General features: G+C 58.6%; 17 protein-coding genes. 11 read left to right on the top strand and 6 right to left on the bottom strand.

Annotated features, from left to right (window positions below; genetic code table 11):
• The first annotated feature begins 10 nt into the window (after nucleotides 1-10).
• From topA to KSY55_RS01710, 3 genes are all read left to right on the top strand, one after another.
• Entirely contained in the window at nucleotides 11-3091 is a 3081-nt protein-coding gene (gene topA, locus KSY55_RS01720) for a type I DNA topoisomerase (protein WP_217749457.1), read from the top strand.
• Nucleotides 3092-3165: 74 nt separating this feature from the next.
• Nucleotides 3166-3819: a dTMP kinase gene (gene tmk / locus KSY55_RS01715; RefSeq protein ID WP_117675835.1), complete on the top strand. Its 654-nt coding sequence runs from the start codon at nucleotides 3166-3168 to the stop codon at nucleotides 3817-3819.
• Nucleotides 3816-4970, top strand: coding sequence for a DNA polymerase III subunit delta' (locus KSY55_RS01710; RefSeq protein WP_217749456.1), 1155 nt, complete (start codon nucleotides 3816-3818; stop codon nucleotides 4968-4970). The genes tmk and KSY55_RS01710 overlap by 4 nt, the downstream gene beginning before the upstream one ends.
• Before the next feature lie 398 nt (nucleotides 4971-5368).
• Here the strand turns inward: KSY55_RS01710 and KSY55_RS01705 are convergent, their stop codons facing one another.
• Nucleotides 5369-6406, bottom strand: a complete 1038-nt coding sequence (locus tag KSY55_RS01705) for a LacI family DNA-binding transcriptional regulator (protein ID WP_217749455.1) — start codon at nucleotides 6404-6406, stop codon at nucleotides 5369-5371.
• A 218-nt stretch (nucleotides 6407-6624) separates the two neighbouring features.
• On the bottom strand, nucleotides 6625-6885 hold the full coding sequence (locus KSY55_RS01700) for an HPr family phosphocarrier protein (protein ID WP_004220260.1): 261 nt from the start codon (nucleotides 6883-6885) through the stop codon (nucleotides 6625-6627).
• 343 nt (nucleotides 6886-7228) lie between these two features.
• Here KSY55_RS01700 and ptsP point away from each other — a divergent pair, with 343 nt between their 5' ends.
• The 4 genes from ptsP (at nucleotide 7229) to KSY55_RS01680 (ending at nucleotide 12975) form a co-directional block, all read left to right on the top strand.
• The gene (ptsP, locus tag KSY55_RS01695) at nucleotides 7229-8878 is read left to right on the top strand and encodes a phosphoenolpyruvate--protein phosphotransferase (RefSeq protein ID WP_004220258.1); all 1650 of its coding nucleotides are present in this window, start codon (nucleotides 7229-7231) and stop codon (nucleotides 8876-8878) included.
• A gap of 191 nt (nucleotides 8879-9069) precedes the next feature.
• Nucleotides 9070-9627 carry a YbhB/YbcL family Raf kinase inhibitor-like protein gene (locus tag KSY55_RS01690; RefSeq protein WP_211128778.1) on the top strand — a complete coding sequence of 186 codons (558 nt, stop codon included), beginning with the start codon at nucleotides 9070-9072 and terminating at the stop codon, nucleotides 9625-9627.
• A 132-nt stretch (nucleotides 9628-9759) separates the two neighbouring features.
• Nucleotides 9760-11352: a C69 family dipeptidase gene (locus KSY55_RS01685; protein WP_055062961.1), complete on the top strand. Its 1593-nt coding sequence runs from the start codon at nucleotides 9760-9762 to the stop codon at nucleotides 11350-11352.
• 105 nt (nucleotides 11353-11457) lie between these two features.
• Entirely contained in the window at nucleotides 11458-12975 is a 1518-nt protein-coding gene (locus tag KSY55_RS01680) for a formate--tetrahydrofolate ligase (protein ID WP_004220253.1), read from the top strand.
• Between the two features lie 365 nt (nucleotides 12976-13340).
• On the opposite strand, the gene KSY55_RS01675 is transcribed toward KSY55_RS01680, so the two are convergent.
• A complete protein-coding gene (locus tag KSY55_RS01675) occupies nucleotides 13341-13688 on the bottom strand; it encodes a phenylpyruvate tautomerase MIF-related protein (protein ID WP_034880062.1) in 348 nt (115 codons plus the stop codon).
• Nucleotides 13689-13863: 175 nt separating this feature from the next.
• Here KSY55_RS01675 and KSY55_RS01670 point away from each other — a divergent pair, with 175 nt between their 5' ends.
• Nucleotides 13864-14400, top strand: coding sequence for a GtrA family protein (locus KSY55_RS01670; RefSeq protein WP_034880059.1), 537 nt, complete (start codon nucleotides 13864-13866; stop codon nucleotides 14398-14400).
• Between the two features lie 177 nt (nucleotides 14401-14577).
• On the opposite strand, the gene KSY55_RS01665 is transcribed toward KSY55_RS01670, so the two are convergent.
• Both KSY55_RS01665 and KSY55_RS01660 read right to left on the bottom strand, forming a co-directional pair.
• Nucleotides 14578-16002, bottom strand: coding sequence for an MFS transporter (locus KSY55_RS01665; protein ID WP_004220249.1), 1425 nt, complete (start codon nucleotides 16000-16002; stop codon nucleotides 14578-14580).
• 301 nt (nucleotides 16003-16303) lie between these two features.
• Nucleotides 16304-16468, bottom strand: a complete 165-nt coding sequence (locus KSY55_RS01660) for a hypothetical protein (RefSeq protein ID WP_180753360.1) — start codon at nucleotides 16466-16468, stop codon at nucleotides 16304-16306.
• Here KSY55_RS01660 and KSY55_RS01655 point away from each other — a divergent pair.
• Together KSY55_RS01655 and KSY55_RS01650 are read left to right on the top strand one after the other, a co-directional pair.
• Nucleotides 16452-17111 (top strand): histidine phosphatase family protein, encoded by a 660-nt coding sequence (locus KSY55_RS01655; RefSeq protein WP_034880056.1) that lies wholly within the window; start codon nucleotides 16452-16454, stop codon nucleotides 17109-17111. The genes KSY55_RS01660 and KSY55_RS01655 overlap by 17 nt on opposite strands.
• A 340-nt stretch (nucleotides 17112-17451) precedes the next feature.
• Complete coding sequence (locus KSY55_RS01650; RefSeq protein ID WP_141671321.1) at nucleotides 17452-18306, top strand: hypothetical protein; 855 nt, start codon at nucleotides 17452-17454, stop codon at nucleotides 18304-18306.
• 155 nt (nucleotides 18307-18461) lie between these two features.
• Here the strand turns inward: KSY55_RS01650 and KSY55_RS01645 are convergent, their stop codons facing one another.
• Nucleotides 18462-19811 carry a DUF805 domain-containing protein gene (locus KSY55_RS01645; RefSeq protein WP_065435437.1) on the bottom strand — a complete coding sequence of 450 codons (1350 nt, stop codon included), beginning with the start codon at nucleotides 19809-19811 and terminating at the stop codon, nucleotides 18462-18464.
• A 320-nt stretch (nucleotides 19812-20131) separates the two neighbouring features.
• Between KSY55_RS01645 and gltX the strand changes: the two genes are divergently transcribed.
• Nucleotides 20132-21652: a glutamate--tRNA ligase gene (gltX, locus tag KSY55_RS01640; RefSeq protein WP_033524189.1), complete on the top strand. Its 1521-nt coding sequence runs from the start codon at nucleotides 20132-20134 to the stop codon at nucleotides 21650-21652.
• Nucleotides 21653-21733 lie beyond the last annotated feature (81 nt).

Genomic DNA, 21733 nt, shown 5'->3' with positions numbered 1-21733 from the left:
AGGAGTGGCTATGGCTACCGGCAGCAAGCTCGTGATTGTGGAGTCTCCCACCAAGGCCAAGAAAATCGGTGGGTATTTGGGCTCCGAATATACGGTGATGGCCTCGGTCGGCCATATTCGAGATCTTGCGCAGCCGAGCCAGGTGCCGGCCGCCGACAAAACCAAATTCGGCAAGTTCGGCGTTGACGTGGAAGACGGATTCAAGCCGTACTACATCGTCGACGGCAACAAGAAGAAAACCGTGTCCGAGCTGAAAAGCGCGTTGAAAAAAGCCGACACCCTGTACCTCGCAACCGATGAGGATCGCGAGGGAGAGGCCATCGCCTGGCATCTGGTACAGACGCTCAAGCCGAAAGTGCCGGTTAAGCGCATGGTGTTCCACGAAATCACGAAGGAAGCCATCAAAGCGTCGCTTGACAATACTCGCGACGTTGACGACGACATGGTCGACGCCCAGGAAACCCGCCGTATTCTGGACCGCCTGTACGGCTATGAGCTTTCTCCGGTGCTGTGGCGCAAGGTTGGGCCGGGTCTTTCCGCGGGCCGTGTGCAGTCCGTCGCCACGCGTTTGATCGTGGAGCGCGAGCGCGAGCGTATGGCGTTCGTGCGTGCCCCGTATTGGGATGTCACCGCAACGTTGGAGGCGCCGGATGCCGATGGCAATAATGTTGCGTTCGAGTCTCGTATGGTGTCGTTGGGCGGCCGTCGTTTGGCTGGTTCCAAGGATTTCGGCGCCGATGGCAAGCTGACTGCGGCCGGTGCGAAGGATCAGGTCGTGCAGTTGGACGAGGCGCAGGCTTCCGCGATTGCGCAGGCATTGGAATTTGCAACGTTTACTGTCGCGTCGATGGAAACCAAGCCGTACCGTCGCCGTCCGGTTCCACCGTTTACCACGTCCACCTTGCAGCAGACCGCCGGCAATCGTCTCGGCATGAGCTCGCGTCAGACCATGCGTGCGGCGCAAGGATTGTACGAAAACGGCTATATCACCTACATGCGTACCGATTCGGTGACGCTGTCGCAAGAGGCGATCGCAGCCGCACGCGAAGCGGTCGTCAAGCATTTCGGCGAAAACTATCTGTCGGATGCGCCGAAACAATATGCCACAAAAACCGCGGGCGCGCAGGAAGCCCACGAATGCATCAGGCCGGCGGGCGCGAAATTCCGCGACCCTGCGGAAATCGCAAGCAAAGTGCCGGCCGACCAGCTCAAACTGTACACGCTGATCTGGCAGCGCACGCTTGCCTGCCAGATGGCAGACGCAACCGGTTCCACGGCAACCGTGCGACTGTCCGCGTCGACCGAATCGAATGGGGAAGCCATGTTCCAGGCTTCCGGCACTGTCATCGAATTCCCCGGCTTTATGAAGGCGACCGGTGAAGGCCGCCGCGCATCCGCCGAATCGAAGAAGGGCGATGCTGCTGGAAGCGTTGAACAGGCTGCGCAATCCGGTAAATCCAGCAAAGCGGATAAGAAGTCGGATGACAATGTGTCGCTTCCGCCGATGAATCCGGGCGATGCGCTCGCCGCGGTGGCGGTTGGTGCCGACGGACACGAAACTCAGCCTCCGGCGCGTTACACCGAAGCGTCGCTCGTGAAAACGTTGGAACAGAAGGAAATCGGCCGCCCGTCCACGTATGCGAGCATTATTTCCACGATCATCGATCGCGGGTACGTGTATGAGCGCGGTCGTGCGTTGATTCCGTCGTGGCTCGCGTTCTCCGTGGTCAAATTGCTGGAAACGAAGTTCCCGCGGTATGTGGATTACGAGTTCACTGCCGATATGGAAAGCGGTCTTGACCAGATCGCGAGCGGTCAGGAGACCGGCAGGAATTGGCTGACCCGCTTCTATTTCGGTTCCGGTGAGGGTGCCGCGCAGTCTGCGGACGAGGCGCATGCCGGCTTGCAGCAGCAGGTCGCGCAGTTGGGTGAAATCGACGCTCGCGAGATCAATACGATCGAGATCGGCGACGGTTTGCATGTGCGCGTCGGTCGATATGGCCCGTATTTGGAGGATATGAACCATCTGGATGATGAGGGCAATCCGAAGCGTGCCTCGCTGCCGGATACGCTCGCTCCGGATGAGCTGACGGTGGAAGTCGGTCATGATTTGATCGAGAACCATTCCGGCGGTCCGCGCGCTCTTGGCGTCGATCCGGTTTCCGGAGGCACCGTTGAAGTGCGTAATGGTCGTTTCGGGCCGTATGTTGCGCTGGTGATGCCTTCTGCCGATGCCGGTGATGCTGGTGATGCTGCCGGTGGCGCTAGTGAGAAGCCGAAGCGCGGCAAGGGTGCGAAGAAAGCCGCTGCCGATCGCCCGAAGATGGCGTCGTTGTTCAAGACGATGAGTCCGGAATCGTTGACGTTGGATGATGCGTTGCGTCTGCTGAGCTTGCCGCGTGAAGTCGGTTCGTATGAAGAGGTGGATGCGCAGACCGGTGAAGTGCAGACGGTTACCGTGCAAGCCAATAATGGTCGTTACGGTCCGTATTTGACGAAGACCGGTGCCGATGGCAAGTCGGATACGCGTTCGCTTGCTTCGGAAGATGAGATTTTCACGGTTGATTTGGATAAGGCGAAGGAACTGTTCGCCCAGCCGAAGTATGGCCGTGGGCGTGGCCGTGGTGCTGCGAAGCCGCCGCTGCGCGAATTGGGCGTCGATCCGGAAACGCAGAAGCAGGTGACCATCAAGGAAGGCTTCTACGGCGCGTATATCACCGATGGTGAGACGAATCGTACGTTGCCGAAGCAGTATGCTCCTGAGTCGATCGAACCGGCCGAGGCGTTCCGTTTGCTGGCTGAGAAGCGTGCGCAGGGCCCGTCGAAAAGGCGTGGACGTAAGACCGCCGCCGGCAAGGGCGGGGCTAAGAAGGCTGGTGCTGCCAAGGCTTCTAAGACTTCCAAGGCGGCTTCCGTCGATAAGGCTCGTGCCGATCGCCGTGCCAAGGTGCGCGAGTTGGCCGATAAGGGTTGGGCCAACACCCGTATCGCCAAGGAGATCGGTTCCACGCCGACCACGGTGAAGGCCGATGTGGAATGGCTTGCCGCCAACGAAGGCTACACCCGTCCCGCCGTAGTTCCCGCCCGGTGATGAACAGTCCGGTGGACTGTTCGTAGCAGTGAGCAGCGGTAGCGTTGCGAACGCCGCAATGTAGAGTGATGAATATGCAAGGCATATTCATCTCCTTTGAAGGTGTAGACGGCGTCGGCAAAACCACGCAGGTTGAACGGTTGCGTGCGTACGTTGAGGCGCAGGGGCGCGAATGCGTGGTCACGCGCGAGCCAGGCGGTACTGTGCTTGGCGTGGCGATTCGCGAGTTGCTGCTTGGCGGCGTGGAAGGTTCCGATGCGGATATCGCTCCGCGTGCGGAGGCGCTGCTGTTCGCCGCTGACCGTGCCCAGCATGTTGCCGAGGTGATTCGCCCTGCACTGGAACGCGGTGCCGTGGTAATTACCGATCGGTACCTTGATTCTTCTCTTGCATACCAGGCTGGCGGCCGCGAATTGACGGCAGGTGAAATCCGCGACTTAAGTATGTGGGCAACGTGTGAGCTATTGCCGAATCGCACGTATCTGCTGGATCTTGACCCTGTGCAATCGCATGCACGACTGCAGCATGATGAAGATCGCATGGAGTCTGCAGGAAACGATTTCCAACGTCGTACACGACAGGCGTTTCTTGACTTGGCAAAGGCGGAATCGCAACGCTTCCGCGTGATTGATGCCAGCCAATCCATCGATGAAGTATGGGCGCATATTCAGTCTGATTTTGCGCAAATCGGCCAATCGGAAGCTCTTCAAACGGGGGTTAGCCGATGAGCGTGTGGGATTCGATCGTCGGCCAGCAGCAGGTTGTCGAACAACTCAAAGCCATCGCAAGTGGCGATCCGAAAGCCATTGCGCAATCCTGGCTGATCTGCGGCCCTCCGGGATCGGGTCGTTCCAATGTGGCGCGCGCGTTCGCGGCGGCGCTGGAGAGCCCCGATCATGGTCTTGGCGACGAGCCGACCAAAGCCGCGCAGCAGGTGCTTGCCGGCACTCACCCCGACGTGACCGTGCTGGCCACCAACAAAGTGACCATCGGCATCGACGAGGTGCGAAACATCATCACCACTTCCGAGCAGATGCCAAGCACTGCGCCGTGGCGCATCATCATTATCGAAGATGTCGATCGCATGCTGGAACGCACCACCAACGTGTTGCTCAAGGAGATTGAGGAGCCGAGTGAGCATACGATTTGGCTCTTGTGTGCGCCGAGTGCGCAGGACGTGTTGCCGACGATTCGCTCGCGCACTCGCATCGTCAATCTTGCCGTGCCCTCCACGCAGGCGGTGGCTGCATTTCTGGAGCAAAATGGCGGATTCGAGCCGAAAATCGCGGTGCGTGCCGCACGTCTTGCGGAAGGGCATATCGGCATCGCGCGCTTGTATGCGAAGAATGAGCAGGTGATGTCTGACCGCGACGAGCTGATCGTGGGCGTGCTGGGATTGCGCCGCGCGTCGGATGCGGTACTGCTTGCCGGCAATCTTATCGACAGTGCGAAAGCGCAGGCCGAAGCGGAGGTGAAGGTCAAGGCGGCGGAAGCGGAAGCCGATTTTCGTAGGGTCAATGGGCTTGGTGCGAAGGATCGTATTCCTCCGAAGCTACGTGGCGCGTACAATGCGATCGCCAAAAAAGACGAGCTGAAGCGTCAGACCACGCGCCTTACGCGTGACGTGCTTGACCGTGCGTTGAATTCGATCGCCAGTATTTACCGCGATGTGGCCGTGCTGCAGAACAATGCCGAAGATTCGGTTGGCTTGATTAATTTGGAGAATCGTTCGTCGATTACCGATCTGTCGGTGCGGCTTACGCGCGGGGGAGCGGTGCGGCGACTGGAAGATATCGCCGTCGCACGTCGCCGTTTGGCCGGCAACGGCAATCCCGTACTGGTCTTCGAAGCCCTCTTCTGCGCCCTCATTGCCGGTTAGGGCCAGCGGCGTTGGCGCATACTGTTTTCCGAGGGCAGATTCTTCCAGCGGGTGGAGGTATTGCCCTGCTAGTGGGCGTCTTAGCGTCCTAATTCTTCCAGTTACTGGAGGAATCTTCCCGCTGATTGGCCTCTGAAGGTCCGTTTTCCTCCACTCACTGGAACAATTCTCCCGCTGGTGGGGCTTCTAGCGTCCTGATTCTTCCACTCACTGGAACGATCTTCCCGCTGGTGGGGCTTTTAGGGTCCTGATTCCTCCAGTGAGTGGGGGAAATGGTTGTTTGGCTGCATGATTTTGGCTTGCTGCCGCGTAATTTCGTTTTTTCGCGATTATTTCGAACCGTGCGATCAGAAACTTGCTATCGTGCGATAACTGCCGGCAAAATTGCAAAAAGCGATTTAGCGCTGGCAGTTGGTGGATTCGCGGACGATGAGTTGCGGCGCGAGTGAGATGTGCGCGGGGCTGCCGGGGGCGTCGTTGAGTAGGCGTAGCGCTTCGGAGACGATTTGTTTGAACGGCGGGCGCACGCTGGTCAGCGGCGGCATGGTGGTGCGTGCGATCGGCGAATCGTTGTAGCCGATCACCAGCACGTCTTGAGGCACGCGAAGCCCGAGCGAATGCAACGCCACCATCACACCGAACGCGATCGCATCGTCGGCGCACACCACTGCCTCCGGCTGTACGAGTGGTTCGGAGAACAGTCGCATGGCGCAGTCGAAACCGCGTTGCACGCTACGATCGCCGAACTTGTTCCATTCGGCTTCGGTGTTCAAGTGGTGCGCGCGCACCTGCGTGTGGAACATGGCGAACAGTTCCGCCGATTCGAAGGAGATTTCCTTGCCGGCCATGTATGCCACGGATGCGATGCCACGTTCGGCCAAATGCCTGATCACGATTTCCATGGCGGCGTTTTCGTCGACGCTCACCATGGATGTGCGGGATGAGCATCGACGGCCGCCCACCTGCACAATCGGCAGTGTGGAGGCGTAATGTTCAAGTTCCTCGGAAAGGTAGGCTCCCCAGGCGGGCAGTACGATCAGCCCGTCAACATGGCGGTCCACCAACGATTCGATGCGTTGGATCTGCGTGGCCTGATCGCCGCCGATGCCGAGCAGCAGTTGCTGCGAATCCACGTCGATGACGGGTTCGATTTCGTCAAGCAGTTGCGCGCAGAACGGGTCGGTGGCGGTTGGAATCACCAGTCCGATGGTGTTGGTGACGGTGCTGCGCAATGCGCTCGCCGCATAATTGACCGAATAGTTGAGGTGTGCCGCGGCGGCTCTCACACGTCGTGCGATGTCGTCGTCTTTGGTGCGTTTTCCGGAAAGCACGCGGGAGACGGTGGCGATGGAGACGTTGGCCAGCGCGGCGACGTTCGTGATTGAACTGTTCGCCGAAGTAGCCGAAGCCGAGGCGTTGTCGGTTGTGCGTGCCATGCTCTCCTCCCAAAATCATTCGAAGTATTGGATTATTCGAATTGCTGCCGTGTCTCAATCGCGTATTCAGGAATAAAACAGCCACCCGTCGAATGCGGCAGGTGGCTGAAGCAAGTATCGCAATCATGCATGTTGCATTGCGATTCCATAATTGCGATGCAACAACTGAAGATTGTTGAATATCTTGCGAAATCCTCGAAAATCTTCAGAAAAGAAGATCACTCGGCGTTGACGAGGATGTTCAGCAGGTTGTCTGCCACGGTTTCGTCGTCGGCGCCCTGCACGTCGATGACCACGGAATCGCCCTGCTTGATGCCCAGGCCCATGATGGACAGGATGGAGCCTGCCGGAACCGGGTTGCCGCCTTCCTTGGCGATGGTGACGGTGCAGCCGGAGGCGGTGACGGCCTGGGAGAACTGTGCGGCCGGACGGGCGTGGATGCCGACGGGATCGTTGATGACGGTGGTGCGGGTTGCCATGATGGACACTCCTTTGAGTCGTTATTGTTGATTGTTTTCTGTTGTGTTATTTGAAAGTCGTGCTGCTTGCCGAGCGAAATGCATCGGTGCGCCGCTGGTGATTACTATAGCACTTTTTCCACGAAACGCAGAAAACGTTTACTGGTTGTGTGTTGCGGTTTAAAGCGTGTATACTGTGGGCAGGCTGAAAATGATTTACCGGCAAAGACGGTGGAAATCATTGCGGTAACTCAACGCGCAAGGCAGGCGCGGAAATCACAAGAACACGTTCGGCTCGCGTTCCTTTCGCGAGCAAACAACAAACGCAAACGACAAAACAAGGAAACAGGTCAAAGGAGTTCACATGATCATCAAGGGTGTTGGCATTGGTCGCGGCGTTGCAGTCGGCCCGGTCATCCGTATGGCGCAGCCGCTGCCGGAACCGTCGGACGCCCCGCGTGCGGAAGGCATTGCCGCCGAAAGCGAAATCGCCCGCGTGGAAAAGTCCCTCGCACTGGTGAACGCCGACCTGAACCGTCGCGCCGAAGAGGCCGCCAATGGTGACGAAGGCGCCAAGCAGGCCGCTCCGATTCTGCAGGCCATCGCCATGTTCGCTTCCGATCCGTCGCTGGCCGAATCCATCAAGGGGCTGATCCAGCAGGGCAAGACCGCCGAACGCGCGGTACTCGAAGGCTTCGCCGCGGTGGAAGACATGTTCCGCGCCATCGGTGGATATCAGGCCGAGCGCGCCGCCGATCTGCATGATGTCGGCCAGCGCGTGATCGCCGACCTTATGGGCGCTCCCGCACCGGGCCTGCCGCAGAGCGAAACCCCGTTCGTGCTCGTTGCCGAAGATCTTTCCCCCGCCGACACCGCGGCGCTCGACATGAGCAAGACCCTCGCCATCGTCACCTCGCAGGGCGGCCCGACCTCGCACACCGCCATCCTGGCCCGTGCCCGCGGCATCGTGGCGGTTGTTTCCGCAGCCGAAGCCGAGAATCTGACCGACGGCACCACCGTGGTCGTCAATGCGGCCAAGGGCGAACTGGTCGTCGACCCGACCGAAGAAGAGATCGCCGCAGCCGAAGCCGCCAAGTCCCGCGCGGCCGCAGCCAAGGAACTGCGCGGCAATCCGGGCTCCACCAAGGACGGCCACCTCATTCCGCTGCTCGCCAACGTGGGCAAGCCGGCCGACGCAGCTAAGGCGCTGGAATATGGCGCTGAAGGCGTTGGTCTGTTCCGTACTGAATTCCTGTTCATCGGCAACTCCGAGCCGCCGACCGTCGAAGAGCAGACCCGCGCTTACACCGAGCTGTTGAGCCAGTTCCCGGGCAAGAAGGTCGTGATTCGTATGCTCGATGCCGGCGCTGACAAGCCGCTGCCGTTCCTCACTCCGGAAGACGAGCCGAATCCAGCCCTCGGCCTGCGCGGTCTGCGCACCCTGCGCGCTCACATGGACGTGCTCGAAGGCCAGCTCAAGGCGCTCGCCGCAGCCGATGCCGCCACCGACGCGAACCTGTGGGTCATGGCCCCGATGGTTGCCGACCAGCATGAGGCTGACTATTTCGTGAAGCTTGGCAAGAGCTTCGGTCTGAAGTTCGTGGGTGCGATGGCTGAAGTGCCGTCGATCGCGCTTATGGCCGATAAGGTGGCCGACGTGGCCGACTTCGTGTCGATCGGCACCAACGATCTGACCCAGTACACGCTGGCCGCCGACCGTACGCTCGGTTCCGTTGCCAACTATCAGACCGCCTGGCATCCGGCGGTGCTGCGTGCCATCAAGATGATCTGCGACGCGGGCAACGCCAAGGGCATGCCGGTGGGCGTGTGCGGCGAGGCCGCTGCCGATCCGGACTTGGCCGTAGTGCTGGCCGGTCTTGGCGTGAACTCCCTGTCCATGACTCCGGTGGCACTCGACGACGTGCGTGCCTCCCTTGCCGAAGTCACCTTCGAAGAGGCTCAGGCCCGTGCCGAAGCCGCCCTCAACGGCGACTTCTACCACCCGGCCAACTGAGCCGTACTAGCTGTGCCTATCGCCTGTAACGCCTTGTTTTTCAAGCGATGTGAGGTCTGATAGGCCCTGTTTCCCGGACCGACCCCTGCCCGCGTGCCCCACAGGCTCGCCGCAGGGGTCGTCTCGTTATGTTTCGTTATGCCGTCAATTGAAACCTTGTATGAGTCAGACGCTTGAGGGATACTGGGTGCATGAAGATTTCCGCAGATTTCACCGTCATTCCCGACGCGTTTGCCAAGGCGGCGCCGCCTGAGAACTGCATCGACGGTACGCCGATTGTTTCCTTCCCCTTCTACATTGATGCGCTTGATCCTGCAGTGCAGTTCCTGCATTGGGAATTCGTTGATCCGGATTCAATTCCGGTATGCGGTTTCCAGTGGAATCATTGGTCCCTCGCGAACCTGCCCGTGGAAGCGCTGATGTACGATTTCAACGATTCTCACGCGCTCGCGATTCCGGCTGATTTCTCGCGCACGGTTTCCGCGATGATTCCTGAAACGGTTCAGGGACGCACGTCCGCCGCCTCGCCGTTGCTGCAGGGCCGCAGCAGTGATCCCGCAGTGACGATGCGTTACAACGGTCCATATCCGCCAGATCAGGATCATGACTACTATCTGCATGTGTGGGGTACCACGGCTCCTCTCGCCGGCCTCAATCAGGGATTCTGGCTCAACGAAATGGAACGTGCGCTGCGTACTTCCGGTACAATCGTTGATCAGGGCGCTATTTTCCTCACTGGAAAAGCCTGATTTGTGAAAGAGGATCTCAAGTAAGGCCAGAAATTTGATTTCCGCAGCAATATAACGATATAAAGATGCGGAAATCAGAAATATATCCGACGAAAACGTATTGACAATAATCGAAAGGATTGCTGAATAATTATGGCGTGCACCACGATTTTGGTTGGCAAAGACGCAAGTTATGACGGATCGACCATCATCGCCCGTAATGAAGATAGTGCGAATGGTGAGTTTTGCCCGAAGCGCTTCATCGTAGTCAAGCCTGAAGATCAGCCGCGCAAGTACAAGAGCGTGCTTTCGCATGTTGAAATCGATCTTCCTGACAATCCGCTGCAGTATACGGCTGTGCCGAATGCCGATCTGAAGGAAGGCATTTGGGGCGAAGCTGGCGTGAACGAAGCGAACGTTGCCATGAGCGCCACCGAAACGCTCACCACCAATGAGCGTGTGCTCGGTGCCGATCCGTTCGTGGAACTCACGCCGGCCAAAGGCAAGGAAGGCGAAGAGGGCTATGAGCCGGAAGTCGCCGGTGGCATTGGCGAAGAGGATTTCCTTACTCTCGTGCTGCCGTACGTCACCACCGCCCGTGAGGGTGTGGAACGTTTGGGCGCTCTGCTTGAGGAGTATGGCACGTATGAGATGAACGGCGTTGCTTTCTCCGACGTCGACGAGATCTGGTGGCTGGAAACCGTTGGCGGCCATCATTGGATCGCCAAGCGTGTGCCGGACGAAGCGTATGTGACCATGCCGAACCAGCTGGGCATTGACGAATTTGATCTTGAAGATGCGTTTGGCGAGCAGGAGGACCACATGTGCTCCGCCGATCTGGCCGAGTTCATCGAACGCAACCATCTTGACCTGTCGGTGGAGAATTCCACTCCGTTCAACCCGCGTGACGCGTTCGGCTCTCACTCCGATTCCGACCACGTGTACAACACTCCGCGTGCCTGGTACATGCAGCGTTTCCTTAACCCGTACGACGAGCAGTGGGATGGTCAGGATGCCGACCACAAGCCGGTTTCCGACGATATTCCGTGGGCTCGCCAGCCGGAACGCAAAATCACCATCGAAGATGTGAAGTATGTGCTGAGCTCCCACTATCAGGGCACTCCGTACGATCCGTATGGAAAGCTTGGCGACCAGCGCACCCGCCACATGTTCCGCCCGATCGGCATCAACCGTCAGAGCCAGCTTGCGGTGATGCAGATCCGCCCGTACCGCCCGCAGGTGAGCCGTGCGATCCAGTGGATCGCCTATGGTTCCAATCCGTTCAACACGCTCGTGCCGTTCTTCCCGAACGTCAACTCCACGCCGAAGTATTTGGAAGACACCACCACGCGCGTCACGTCCGAAAACTTCTATTGGGAGAACCGCATCATCGCGGCCCTGTGCGATTCCAGCTTCGCCGACACCGCCAACGCCGTGGAACGCTATCAGGAGAAGACCGGCGCGATGGGCCACCGCATGGTTGCCTCTACCGACGAGCAGATCGAACGTTTGGTGGGTGACGTGACCGACGAATTCGATGCGGAAGACGAAATCGGCGATGTTCAGCCTATGGAACCGGATGCAATCATCGAAGCCGTGCGCAACGGCGAAGCCCGTGAAATCCTTGCCGCAGCCAACGAGACCATGGCCGCGCAGCTCAAGGAGGAAACCGACAAGCTTCTTGATTCCGTGCTGTACACCGCCAGCATGAACATGAAGAACGGCTTCCACATGTCGGACTTCTAAAATCTCACTATTCGGCTCTCGTGACCACGTTGCGGGAGCCAATTATTTTCCGCAATACAACATCGTTAGAATGGCGTGCATTCCAATTTGAAGAAAGGAACCCCAGTGACCAGCATTGAGGATTTCACCAGCCAGTACGGCTTGGTGCAGAAGATTGATGCGTTCGGCTATCTCGATTATTTGAAGAATGATCCGGATGCTCCACGCAAGCATGGCAAGGTCGTGCTCGTCACCGCCGATACTCCGCTGAAGGCGTCTCGCGGCGAGGGCAAGACCACCACCACGATCGCGCTGATCGACGCGTTGCGTGAGCGTGGCATTGATGCGGCCGCAGTGCTCCGTCAGCCGAGCATGGGCATTACCGCTGCCGGTTCCAAGGGTGGCGCTTCGGGCGGCGGCAAGGCTTCCCTGACCCACCCTGAGCTGATCGACTGGGGTCTGTGCGGCGAAATGGGCGCTATCGAAGCGGCCCAGAACCTGCTGGTTTCCTTCGCTGAGAAGGCCATCGACGACGGCAAGCTCGACGATATCGCCGTGCCGCGCGTTTCCGAAGTGCCGTCCCGTTCGCTGCGTCAGATCGCGGTGGACCGCGGCAAGGGCAATGTGGCCGAGCGTGTGGTGCTCACTCCGACCTGCGAGCTCATGCAGATCGTGGTGCTCTCCCGTTCCATGGATGAGATCGCCGAGCGCGTTGCCAAGATGATTGCCGGCACGAAGGACGGCAAGGCCGTTACGTTCGGTGAATTCGTTGATTTGTGGCGCATTACCGGCATTCTTTCCGATGCGGTGAAGCCGGCGAAGACGGAAACGGTGAATGGTTCTCCCGTGTATGTGCACGGCGGTCCGTTCGCGAACGTGTCGATCGGCATTCCGACGCTGGTTTCCGTGGAAATGGCGTGCGCCCTGCATGATGTGGTGATCGTCGAGGCCGGTTACGGTGCTGACGCGGGCGCTCAGAAGTGGCTTGACATTGCTTGCCGCGAGTATGGCGCACAGTGGCCGTCCGCCGCGATTGTGGTGACCCGCGCTTCCACCTGGCGTGACGATCCGGCGCTTGCCTGGCGTTACCCGTTCCACGTGCAGCGTTTGGAAGGTCTTGATATTCCTACGTTCCCGCTGATTAACCTGTGGGATGGCGAAGACGATCAAATTCCGGCGTTGCAGCAGACCGCCAAGGATCTGGAGTTCCGCGAGCCGATTATCGGCAACCTGTATCGCGATGGCGGCGATGCGCTCGCCCCGCAGCTTGACGCGTTCGTTGACGCGGTGGTGAATGGTTCCATGCCGGCCACGCCGCACAGCCACAAGGGTATGGCTCTGGTGGAGAACGTGCGTTGGGTTGCCGAAAATGCGTATGGTGTTCCGGCAGATCGCGTGATCCTGAAGGACGGTTTTGCTGAATCGCTTAATAAGGCGGTGGACCTGTGCGCCAGCGCCGGTATTGATTTCGGTTCGCTTGCACTGGTTGCGGTGAAGTCTCCGGCCACGATGACTGACAACGATTCCGCTCCGGCTGAAGAGCGTACGGTGACGTTGAAGAAGGTTGAAGTGCATTCCGGTGCCGGTTTGGTGCATGTGAATCTCACCGTTTCGCTGACCACGCCGATGCCGAAGATCGTGTGATAAACGAGTCGTAGCGTTCTGATCGCAACATTTTAGGGCGGTCACTTGCGTATATGCGTAGGTGACCGCCTTTTTGCACCTTAATTTCGGCGGTTTCTAGCGAACGTCGCACCGCCATGACCTCGAAGGAACGGTAGAAACTTCGTCAGAAGTTGACGCCCCGAACCGTGAGGCGGGGAACACGGTGTGTTTCCCCGTAGGTGAGGTGAGAGGTTCGCAATATGGGCGAACCTCGAAGGAACGGAGGTGACTTCGTCAGAAGTTGACGCCCCGAACCGTGAAGCGGGAAACACGGTGTGTTTCCCCGTAGGTGAGGTGAGAGGTTCGCAATATGGGCGAACCTCGAAGGAACGGAGGTGACTTCGTCAGAAGTTGCCGCCGTTCCAGCCCCAGTCGGTGGTGGCGGTGTAGCGGATGTACGTGCGGTCGGCCGGGATGCCCAGTTCCTTCTCCAACGCGGCCATGATCTGCTCGGTCAGCTTCTCCCAGGCGGAACCGGGCACGGAACGACCGAACACGTTCACCTCGACGTATGCGGCCGGCTTGGAATCGTCACCGCCGAAATAAATCGGCATATTGTCTTCAAACGGGCACATCAGCCAGCCTTCGGACTTGCCGGGAACGGCGGTGATCGCCTTGCCGTATGCGGACTTCAGCGCCTCGCGTTGCTCGGGAGTGGTGGAAACGGAAACATGAGTGTGGATGACTGGCATGATGCTCTCCTTGGATTGTTGGAATCAGCCTTTGCGTGTTCATCTCCAGTCTAGGCGTCAAACGGCTCAGACGGGGTGTCTGTGTGAGAAATTTTGGGCTTTGTCTGGATATCCGCCAAGGTGGTCTGCGTGCGCGTGTTAAATATTCGTTGTGAGAAAACTGATTGAACAGCTTATGAAATTTGGCCTCGTTGGCGTGATCGCCTTCATTATCGACTGGGGCATTCTGAATCTTCTCGTCGGCGTGTTCCATATGCACAACGTGCTCGCCGCAACCATCTCGTTCATTATTTCCCTGATTTTCAACTACATTGCCAGCATGAAACTGGTGTTCAAGCACCGTGATGACATGGCCCGTTGGATGGAAATCCTCATTTTCGTGGTCGGCGCGGTCATCGGCCTGTTCATGAACGACGCCATTATCTGGATCTCCACGTATGGCATGAACCATGATGCCTACGTGTCGCAGAGCACCGAATACCTGATCCGCACCAACGTCGGCAAGCTCATCGCCACCGCCGTGGTGATGGTGTGGAATTTCCTGACGCGCAAGTGGCTGCTCGACGATACGCACACCAACGCCATGAACCGTTTGCGCAAAGCCGACAACCGCCTCACGCCGGAAGAGCTGGAAGCCAAGTGGCAGAACAGCTTCTCGCACAGGCTCGGTGTATGGTCGCTGGAGCACACCCCCAACGGTTGGCCCAAGTAGTCCTGAATTCGGAAAATCTGTCTGCACAACCCGGAAATCTGCCCTGATCAAATCTGCCCTGATTCCCGACTCGCGCAGACGGCCGGACAGTCCTGAATATGAAAAGGCGGTGCCTTACACCTATAAAGGTATAAGCACCGCCTTTTCGTATGCTCTGCATGCTTTACGTGCGAAAGGTCACACGCTTACGGTGGTAAGCATGGGCTGCTCGGTGGAGTCCTTGATCTGTTTGAAGCCGAACAGGGCGATCGCCAGCGAGGTGAGCGCCAGAGCCGTCACTACAATGAAACCACCGTGTGATCCCATACGGTCGATGAACTGGCCGGCAATCGCCGAGCCGACGGAACCGCCGATTGAGTTCATCGCACCCATCCAGGCCATGCCTTCGGTGAAGCGTGTGGGCGGCACCAAGTGCAGCATCAGCTGGTTGCCGTTCACCCACGTCGGTGCCTGGCATACGCCGATGAACAGGTAGATGATCATGATCACCCACAGATGTTTGGCGAACATGAACGAGCCGATGCCTAGATCGACCACGGCAAGGCAGAAGTAGAAACGCTTCCACAGCGGAATAGTCCAATTCTTTGCGCCATACACGAGCGCGCCGATCAGCGAGCTGAACGAGAAGCAGGCGAACACGAAACCGGTGTACTGCTTCATATTCGCTTCCGTGGCGAACGCGACGATCGAAATGCTGGCGGCCGACTGGAACGCGCCCAAACCGAACCACGTCACGCATACGGCGATTAGGCCCGGCCCCCAAATCGATTCCTTGCGCCCGGCATTCACATCGGCGGCGGCCTGATCCATGGCGGCCTGCACTTCCGCAGCCGTTTTGCCTTCGGAACGTGCGCGATCGCGAGCGTACTCAATGGCCGCTTCCGCCTGCAACGCCTTGGAACGGGCGGCTTCGCGCTCACGGTATTCCTTGCGGGTCATGCCCGCTTCGCGAGCCAGCTGCGTCTGCGATTTCGGCTCGGTGGAAAGTTCGGTGAGGAACATGAGCGCACCGACCACCACACACACGCCAGTGAATGAGAATGCCAACAGCCCGGAAATCACGGCCAGTGTGGAGGCGAGCGGATTGCCGATCACCCACATGCATTCGTCGAACACGCCGGAAAGCGAAAGCGCGCGGTTGGTTTTCTCCGTGTCACCTTTAAGCAGCGTGGTCCAACGCTGACGGCTCATCGCGCCCCACGGCGGAATCGCCGCCATGAACGGTACGATACAGAACAGAATCCACGACGGCACTCGGGCGGTGATGCAGGAAACCAGTGCGGTCGCCGCAATCATCCACACGATGATTGTCGGAATCGACACCTGACGTTGGCCGAACTTGTCAACCAGCTTGCCGAGCACCGGGCTCGCAACGGCCAGCGCGATCGCCTGCACGGCCGTCAGCGCGCCTGCCAGCGAATAATTGCCGTAATAATGCTGCACGGAAATCGTAATCGTCATGCCGACCATCGGGAACGGCATGCATGCGATCACTGAACCGACCGAAAATCGGGCGGTGTGCGGTATGCGAAGAAGCTCCGCGTACCCTCCGAAAAGATGTTGGCCGATGCTTTTGGCGCCGGCGAGGACTGAATTGGTCATGTTTTGCCGCTCCTTTCTGCTCACGGTTGGTGCTTGCGTCCGCTGCGTTGCGTTGCCGCGGACCGCTTGACATACCCTTGTTCTGTCTTGATTGTTTTCTCTCCAGCCCCAGTCTCTCACTTCAACCTTGCTTGAACGTCAATCGATTGACGTTCAAGCGTGTTGCATAGGGGGTGGAGATTGGTTGTGTGCCATTTTCTTGAACTAGACAACTTTATGCGGAGGTACTGTCGCAACACGCGGTGCATTGAGGTTGGCAGACATAATTCGATTGGCTATTTTGTAAGTACTCACCACACGTTCACTTGGTGGACGAAAAGATGTCCGGCGGGCGAAAGACGGTTGTTGCAAAATGGTTGCGCAACGCTTCCACAGCTTGCGATTGCAGGATTTTCGTTCCATCGGTCAACGTCAGCAGTCCGGCAGCATCTTGCGGAAAGGCGGTAGGGATGCCCGCAACAACCATCCATTTCGTACGTCACGGCAAAGTCGAAAATCCAGGGCATTTGCTCTACGAACGACTGCCCGGATTCCACCTGTCGGAAGTGGGTGTGCGCATGGCGCAGGCGACCGCGCACTACATTGCCGTCAATCCACGACTCAACACAGTTTCCGCCATCTACTCGTCGCCGCTGGAACGCACGCGCGAAACGGCCGGCGAAATCCTCACCGCACTCAACGAAGTGCGTGAAACCCGTGGCGAGGAGCCGCTGGAACTCACCACCGACGAGCGCATCATCGAAGCGCGCAACGAATTCCGCGGCACGCGCATCGGCTACGGCGAAGGCGCACTCTGGAAAAACGGCAACTGGAAGCTGGTACGCAACCTGTGGAAGCCAAGCTGGGGTGAAAGCTACCAGTCGATCGCGCATCGTGTGCAAGCGTTCGCCCTCGAAAAAGTGGGGGAGCATCCCGGCGAGCAAATCATCGTAGTCAGCCATGAATCGCCCATCTGGAGCTACAGGCACATGCTGGAAACCGGGCACCCGGAACATAATATGCTGCTACGCCATACGGCACTCGCCTCCATCACTTCCATTACGTACGATTGCGATACACGCAAAGTATTGTCGATCGCTTACGTCGATCCCGCGGCCGACGTGAAATAGCGCATAATGCGGCATGGAATCGCCGGATTGGAAACTTTTGACCGAGACACGCGACAATGAGTGCGGCGGTTGTTGAAAGAACGGGGATTCCATGCAATCATGGAAGGGCTGGATGCTGTTGGGTCCAGTGAGGAAAACAAAATGTCGAAGCTGCAAAGGGGCACGCATGGCTTTCACTATCAACAACGGAGCGCTTTATCAATTATTCGATAGGCCTCATATGAAAATTGCCATCGAAAGCTGTGTTGGAGTGGTGGAATTATGGCCGCTGCAAACCGTTCAGGAGATGGAGAATGACGCAAAGTACACGGAAGATCTGCAAGTAAGATTCTCCTGCACCATGGCAAGGGCAATGCTGCGATTGTCCCACGGGATTAACCCGTCCGTGGCGGAAGCCGTGTACGAGGGAATGGACGAGATTCCGGGTTGCGATCCGGAAATTGTGCAAGCGCTCACGCGGGCCAATCAGGCATACGATGTGATGCGCAATTATTCCGAAACCAACAATGCCGACCTGTTCTTCGAAGCGGCCGACATTCTGGGCATCTTCATCGACGCCCATGTCGAGACGGAAGTCCGCAATATACTGCAAAAGATCGTGGAGTACATTCGGCAGAGCGTCAGCCTGGGCTTCGACGGCGGAGCGCTGGAAGATGTCAACTACTGCTACGCTTTCACCACGACCCCAAGGACGCTCACCGGGCGATTCCTCGCGGCGCTCGCGGTGGGTGACGGTCTGATGAATCTCATGTGCGAAGGCATTGACGATGTGGACGAACAGACCGTGCGCGTGCTGCCGGTGATGCTGTACATCAACGAGTTGTGCGAGCAGATGGCTGTTCCGCCGATCTATGTCGGCGACGTGACCTTGTCTCGAATGGTTGCGCTGCGTAATGCTGTGCGTGAGGCGGGCAGGGCAACGCCACTCGAGGAGAATTCCTTCTGCGACAACACATTCACCATAACCGCGGACAATGTCATTCCGTGCGCGGGTATGGAGTGGGATCATCATGCGGAGTGCCTGCGTTGGGATCCGAAGAGGGCCGAGCAGGAAGCCAAAGATGAGGATGAACGTAAGAGCAAGGAAGCGCTCGCTGAAAAGTTCAATTTGATGACGGACGCTATGAAAAGTATGAGCTACATGGATGATTCCGATGATTCGGGTGATTCAGGCGAAGGTGCGGATGCTGCGTGACGTGGGCAATCCGAGATAATCCGAATTAGTGGGAATTATCGATATAGGAATAAGAAAATCCCGGCACTTGCGATTGCGGTGCCGGGATTTTCTTTATGTAGTACTGATTATTGCAAGTTCGGTTCTTAAGTTCAGTGCTGAACCTGCATATTTCGTCAATGCTGTATGTTGCCGTACACGGTAGGATCGTCGGAATCGTCGGAATTGTCGGATCCGTACGGGGTCTGGCCCTGCGAATCGTTGCCGAACGTGGGGCGATCGAACTGCGTCTGGTCAAGCTGGGTGGACTGTTCCGGAACCGTAGGCAGCGGAGGCATGCTCGGCATGGAAGGGGCTTCGGGTGCCGGGGCTGCATGCGGAGTTGCCGGGGCGGCCGGAGTGTACTGGGCGGCTGGAGCGGCTGGCATCGCAGGTGCTGCGTACTGATCGGTCGGAGTTCCGTAAGGAGCGCCATACGGGTTGCCGTACGGAGTGTTGGTGGCTGCCGGGGCTGGGGTCGGAGCGCCATACGGGTCTGCGGTGGGCATTGCCGGAGTCGGCGCAGGCATTGCAGGTGCCGGAGCGGCTGCCGTATACGGATCAGCGGTTGGCGTCGGAACAGCCGCTGCGTACGGGTCGGCGACCGGTGCCGGAGTGCCGTTCGGGGCGTATTGTGCGGTTGCGGTCGGTGGCATGCCCGGGGCTGGGGCGTAGCCGTTGCCGGCTGCCGGATCGTCGAAGCGTGCGCCGGCTGGATCGGTCTTCTTGGCCATGAGCACAATGAGCACGATCGACGTGGCCAGGCATGCGATGAAACCGATGATCAACAGGAGTATGCCGGCTGCGCCAGTCGAGCTCGATCCGCCACCGATTACGGAAATGGCGCCAAGTCCCGTCATGACGAGGCCGACGCTCAGCAGAACGCCACCGATGAAGTCAATCGCGTAGAGGATGACCAGCGTGGTGCCGGCCTTGTTGGTGTCGTGCAGGCGGCGAACGGAAAGCGCAAGGGATGGAACAATCGTTGCCAGTGCCCAAATGGTGTTGACGAAGCTTCGCATTCCATTGGCTGTATTGCTGTCGATGATGGCGCCCAACACCGCGAAGATGACGGCAAACGCGATCTGGATGATGAATGTGCACAGAACCCACCACCAGAATTCGCCGCGGGAGGCGCGGCCCTTGAACGTGGCGTACTTTTTCCAGAAGCGGATGAACGCCTCGCCGATGGTGCAGTTGTAGGCCGGCTGGTCGAGCGGAGCGGTCAGTGCGAAGAAGCTGCCGGACCCCTGTGGCTGAGGTTGCGGTGCGCCGTATTGCGGCTGCTGCTGGTTGTATCCGGCCGCATTGCCGTATTGCGGTGCGCTGTATTGAGGTGCGCCATACTGGGGTGCCTGCTGGCCGTAGTCGGGTGCGCCGTATTGCGGTGCCTGCTGGCCGTAATCATTCTGACCGTAGGAGCCGTAACCGCCATATTGCTGGGCCTGCTGCGGGTTCTGCGGATTATATTGGTTGGGGTCCGTCATTAGATTACCCTTTCGGAAAGTGAATCGACATCAAAAAAGTGAAGTCGATTAACACAATACTCTTGCATCGCCAAAAATACTGAAAAATATTGCAGTGTGGGACAACCCCGACGGACCCCGCAAAAATCCCCTTTGACTTGGGCATCTTCTGACGCGTTGGGGAAGTCCGTCGATGGCGCGGCTCATGCCCAGCATGGTGTCGTAAGGATTGGTGGCTGCGATCATCGGGTCAATTAGCTGCAGGATGTTCATGACCGCGAAAAGCGAGTTGGTGCGTGGGACTGGATGGCACGTCCGGTTTGCGGGGCACAATGGAGCTTATGACTGAAGCTGAAAACACCAAACCAGAACTTCCTGAGCATGTTCGCGTGCGTTTCTGCCCGTCCCCGACCGGCATTCCGCACGTCGGCATGGTCCGCACCGCACTGTTCAACTGGGCTGAGGCCCGCCATACCAAGGGCACGTTCGTGTTCCGTATTGAAGATACGGACGCCCAGCGCGACTCCGAGGAAAGCTACAACCAGATCATCGAAGCCCTGAATTGGCTGGGCATCGACTGGGACGAGGGCATCAACGTGGGTGGCCCCGACGGCCCGTACCGCCAGTCCGAGCGCGGCGACATCTACAAGGATGTCGCAGCCAAGCTGCTTGAAGCCGGCTATGCATACGAATCCTTCTCCACTCCGGAAGAAATCGAAGCCCGCAACGTGGCCGCCGGCCGCCCGAAGGCTTTCGGTTACGACGGCTACGACCGTGATCTCACCGAAGAGCAGAAGGCCGCCTTCCGTGCCGAAGGCCGCAAGCCTGCCCTGCGTATCCGCATGCCCGATGAGGATGTCGCGTTCGACGATCTGATCCGTGGCCGCATCGAGTTCAAGGCTGGTTCCGTGCCGGATTACGTGATCGTGCGCCCGAACGGCGATCCGCTGTACACGTTGACCAACCCGGTCGACGACGCCATGATGAACATCAACGTGGTGCTGCGCGGCGAGGACCTGCTGAGCTCCACCCCGCGTCAGATCGTGCTCTACCGTTACCTGATCGAGCTGGGCGTGGCCAAGGAAATGCCGCTGTTCGGCCACATGCCGTACGTGATGGGCCAGGGCAACAAGAAGCTTTCCAAGCGTGACCCGGAATCCAATCTGTTCCTGCATCGCGACAACGGTTTCATTCGCGAAGGCCTGCTGAACTACCTGGCGCTGCTGGGTTGGTCCATCGCCGCCGACCGCGACGTGTTCTCCATGGAAGAAATGATCGAGAAGTTCGACGTGCGTGACGTCAAGGCCAATCCGGCCCGTTTCGACCTCGACAAGGCCATTTCCATCAACGCCGAGCACATCCGTATGCTTGAGCCGCAGGACTTCCTGAACCGTGCCGTGCCGTACCTGAACCGCGATGGCGTGGTCTCCGCCGATTCCTGGGATGCGCTGACCGATCGCGAGCGTGAGGTGCTGTCCGCTTCCGTGGAGCTCGTGCAGCCGCGCGTGCGCCTGCTGGGCGAGGTCGCCGGCATGGTGGGCTCGCTGCTCTCCACCGAGGGCTACATCGAGCCTGATGATGACGCCAAGAAGCAGTTGAAGGATTCCGCTCCGGCAGTGCTCGACGCCGCCATTGCGGCGCTTTCCGACGTTGCTGAAGATGATTGGAAGACCGACTTCCTGCATGAGACACTGAACAAGTCGCTGATCGAAGATGGCGGTTACAAGCCGCGTCTGGCGTTCGGTCCGGTGCGTGTGGCCATGAGCGGCCGTCGCGTGTCTCCGCCGCTGTTCGAATCCATGGAGATCGTTGGCAAGGAGATCACCGTCGCACGCTTGCAGGGCTTGCGCGAGCACCTGTGATGCGCTGATGGTGTGATTTTGCCGATCGCATGACTGTCGACCCGCTGGAATGTTCCGTTCCAGCGGGTTTGTTGTTCTGGG

Source organism: Bifidobacterium sp. MSK.13.1, assembly GCF_019131435.1.
Taxonomy (GTDB): Bacteria; Actinomycetota; Actinomycetes; order Actinomycetales; family Bifidobacteriaceae; genus Bifidobacterium; species Bifidobacterium pseudocatenulatum.
This window is presented reverse-complemented; position numbering and strand designations above follow the sequence as displayed.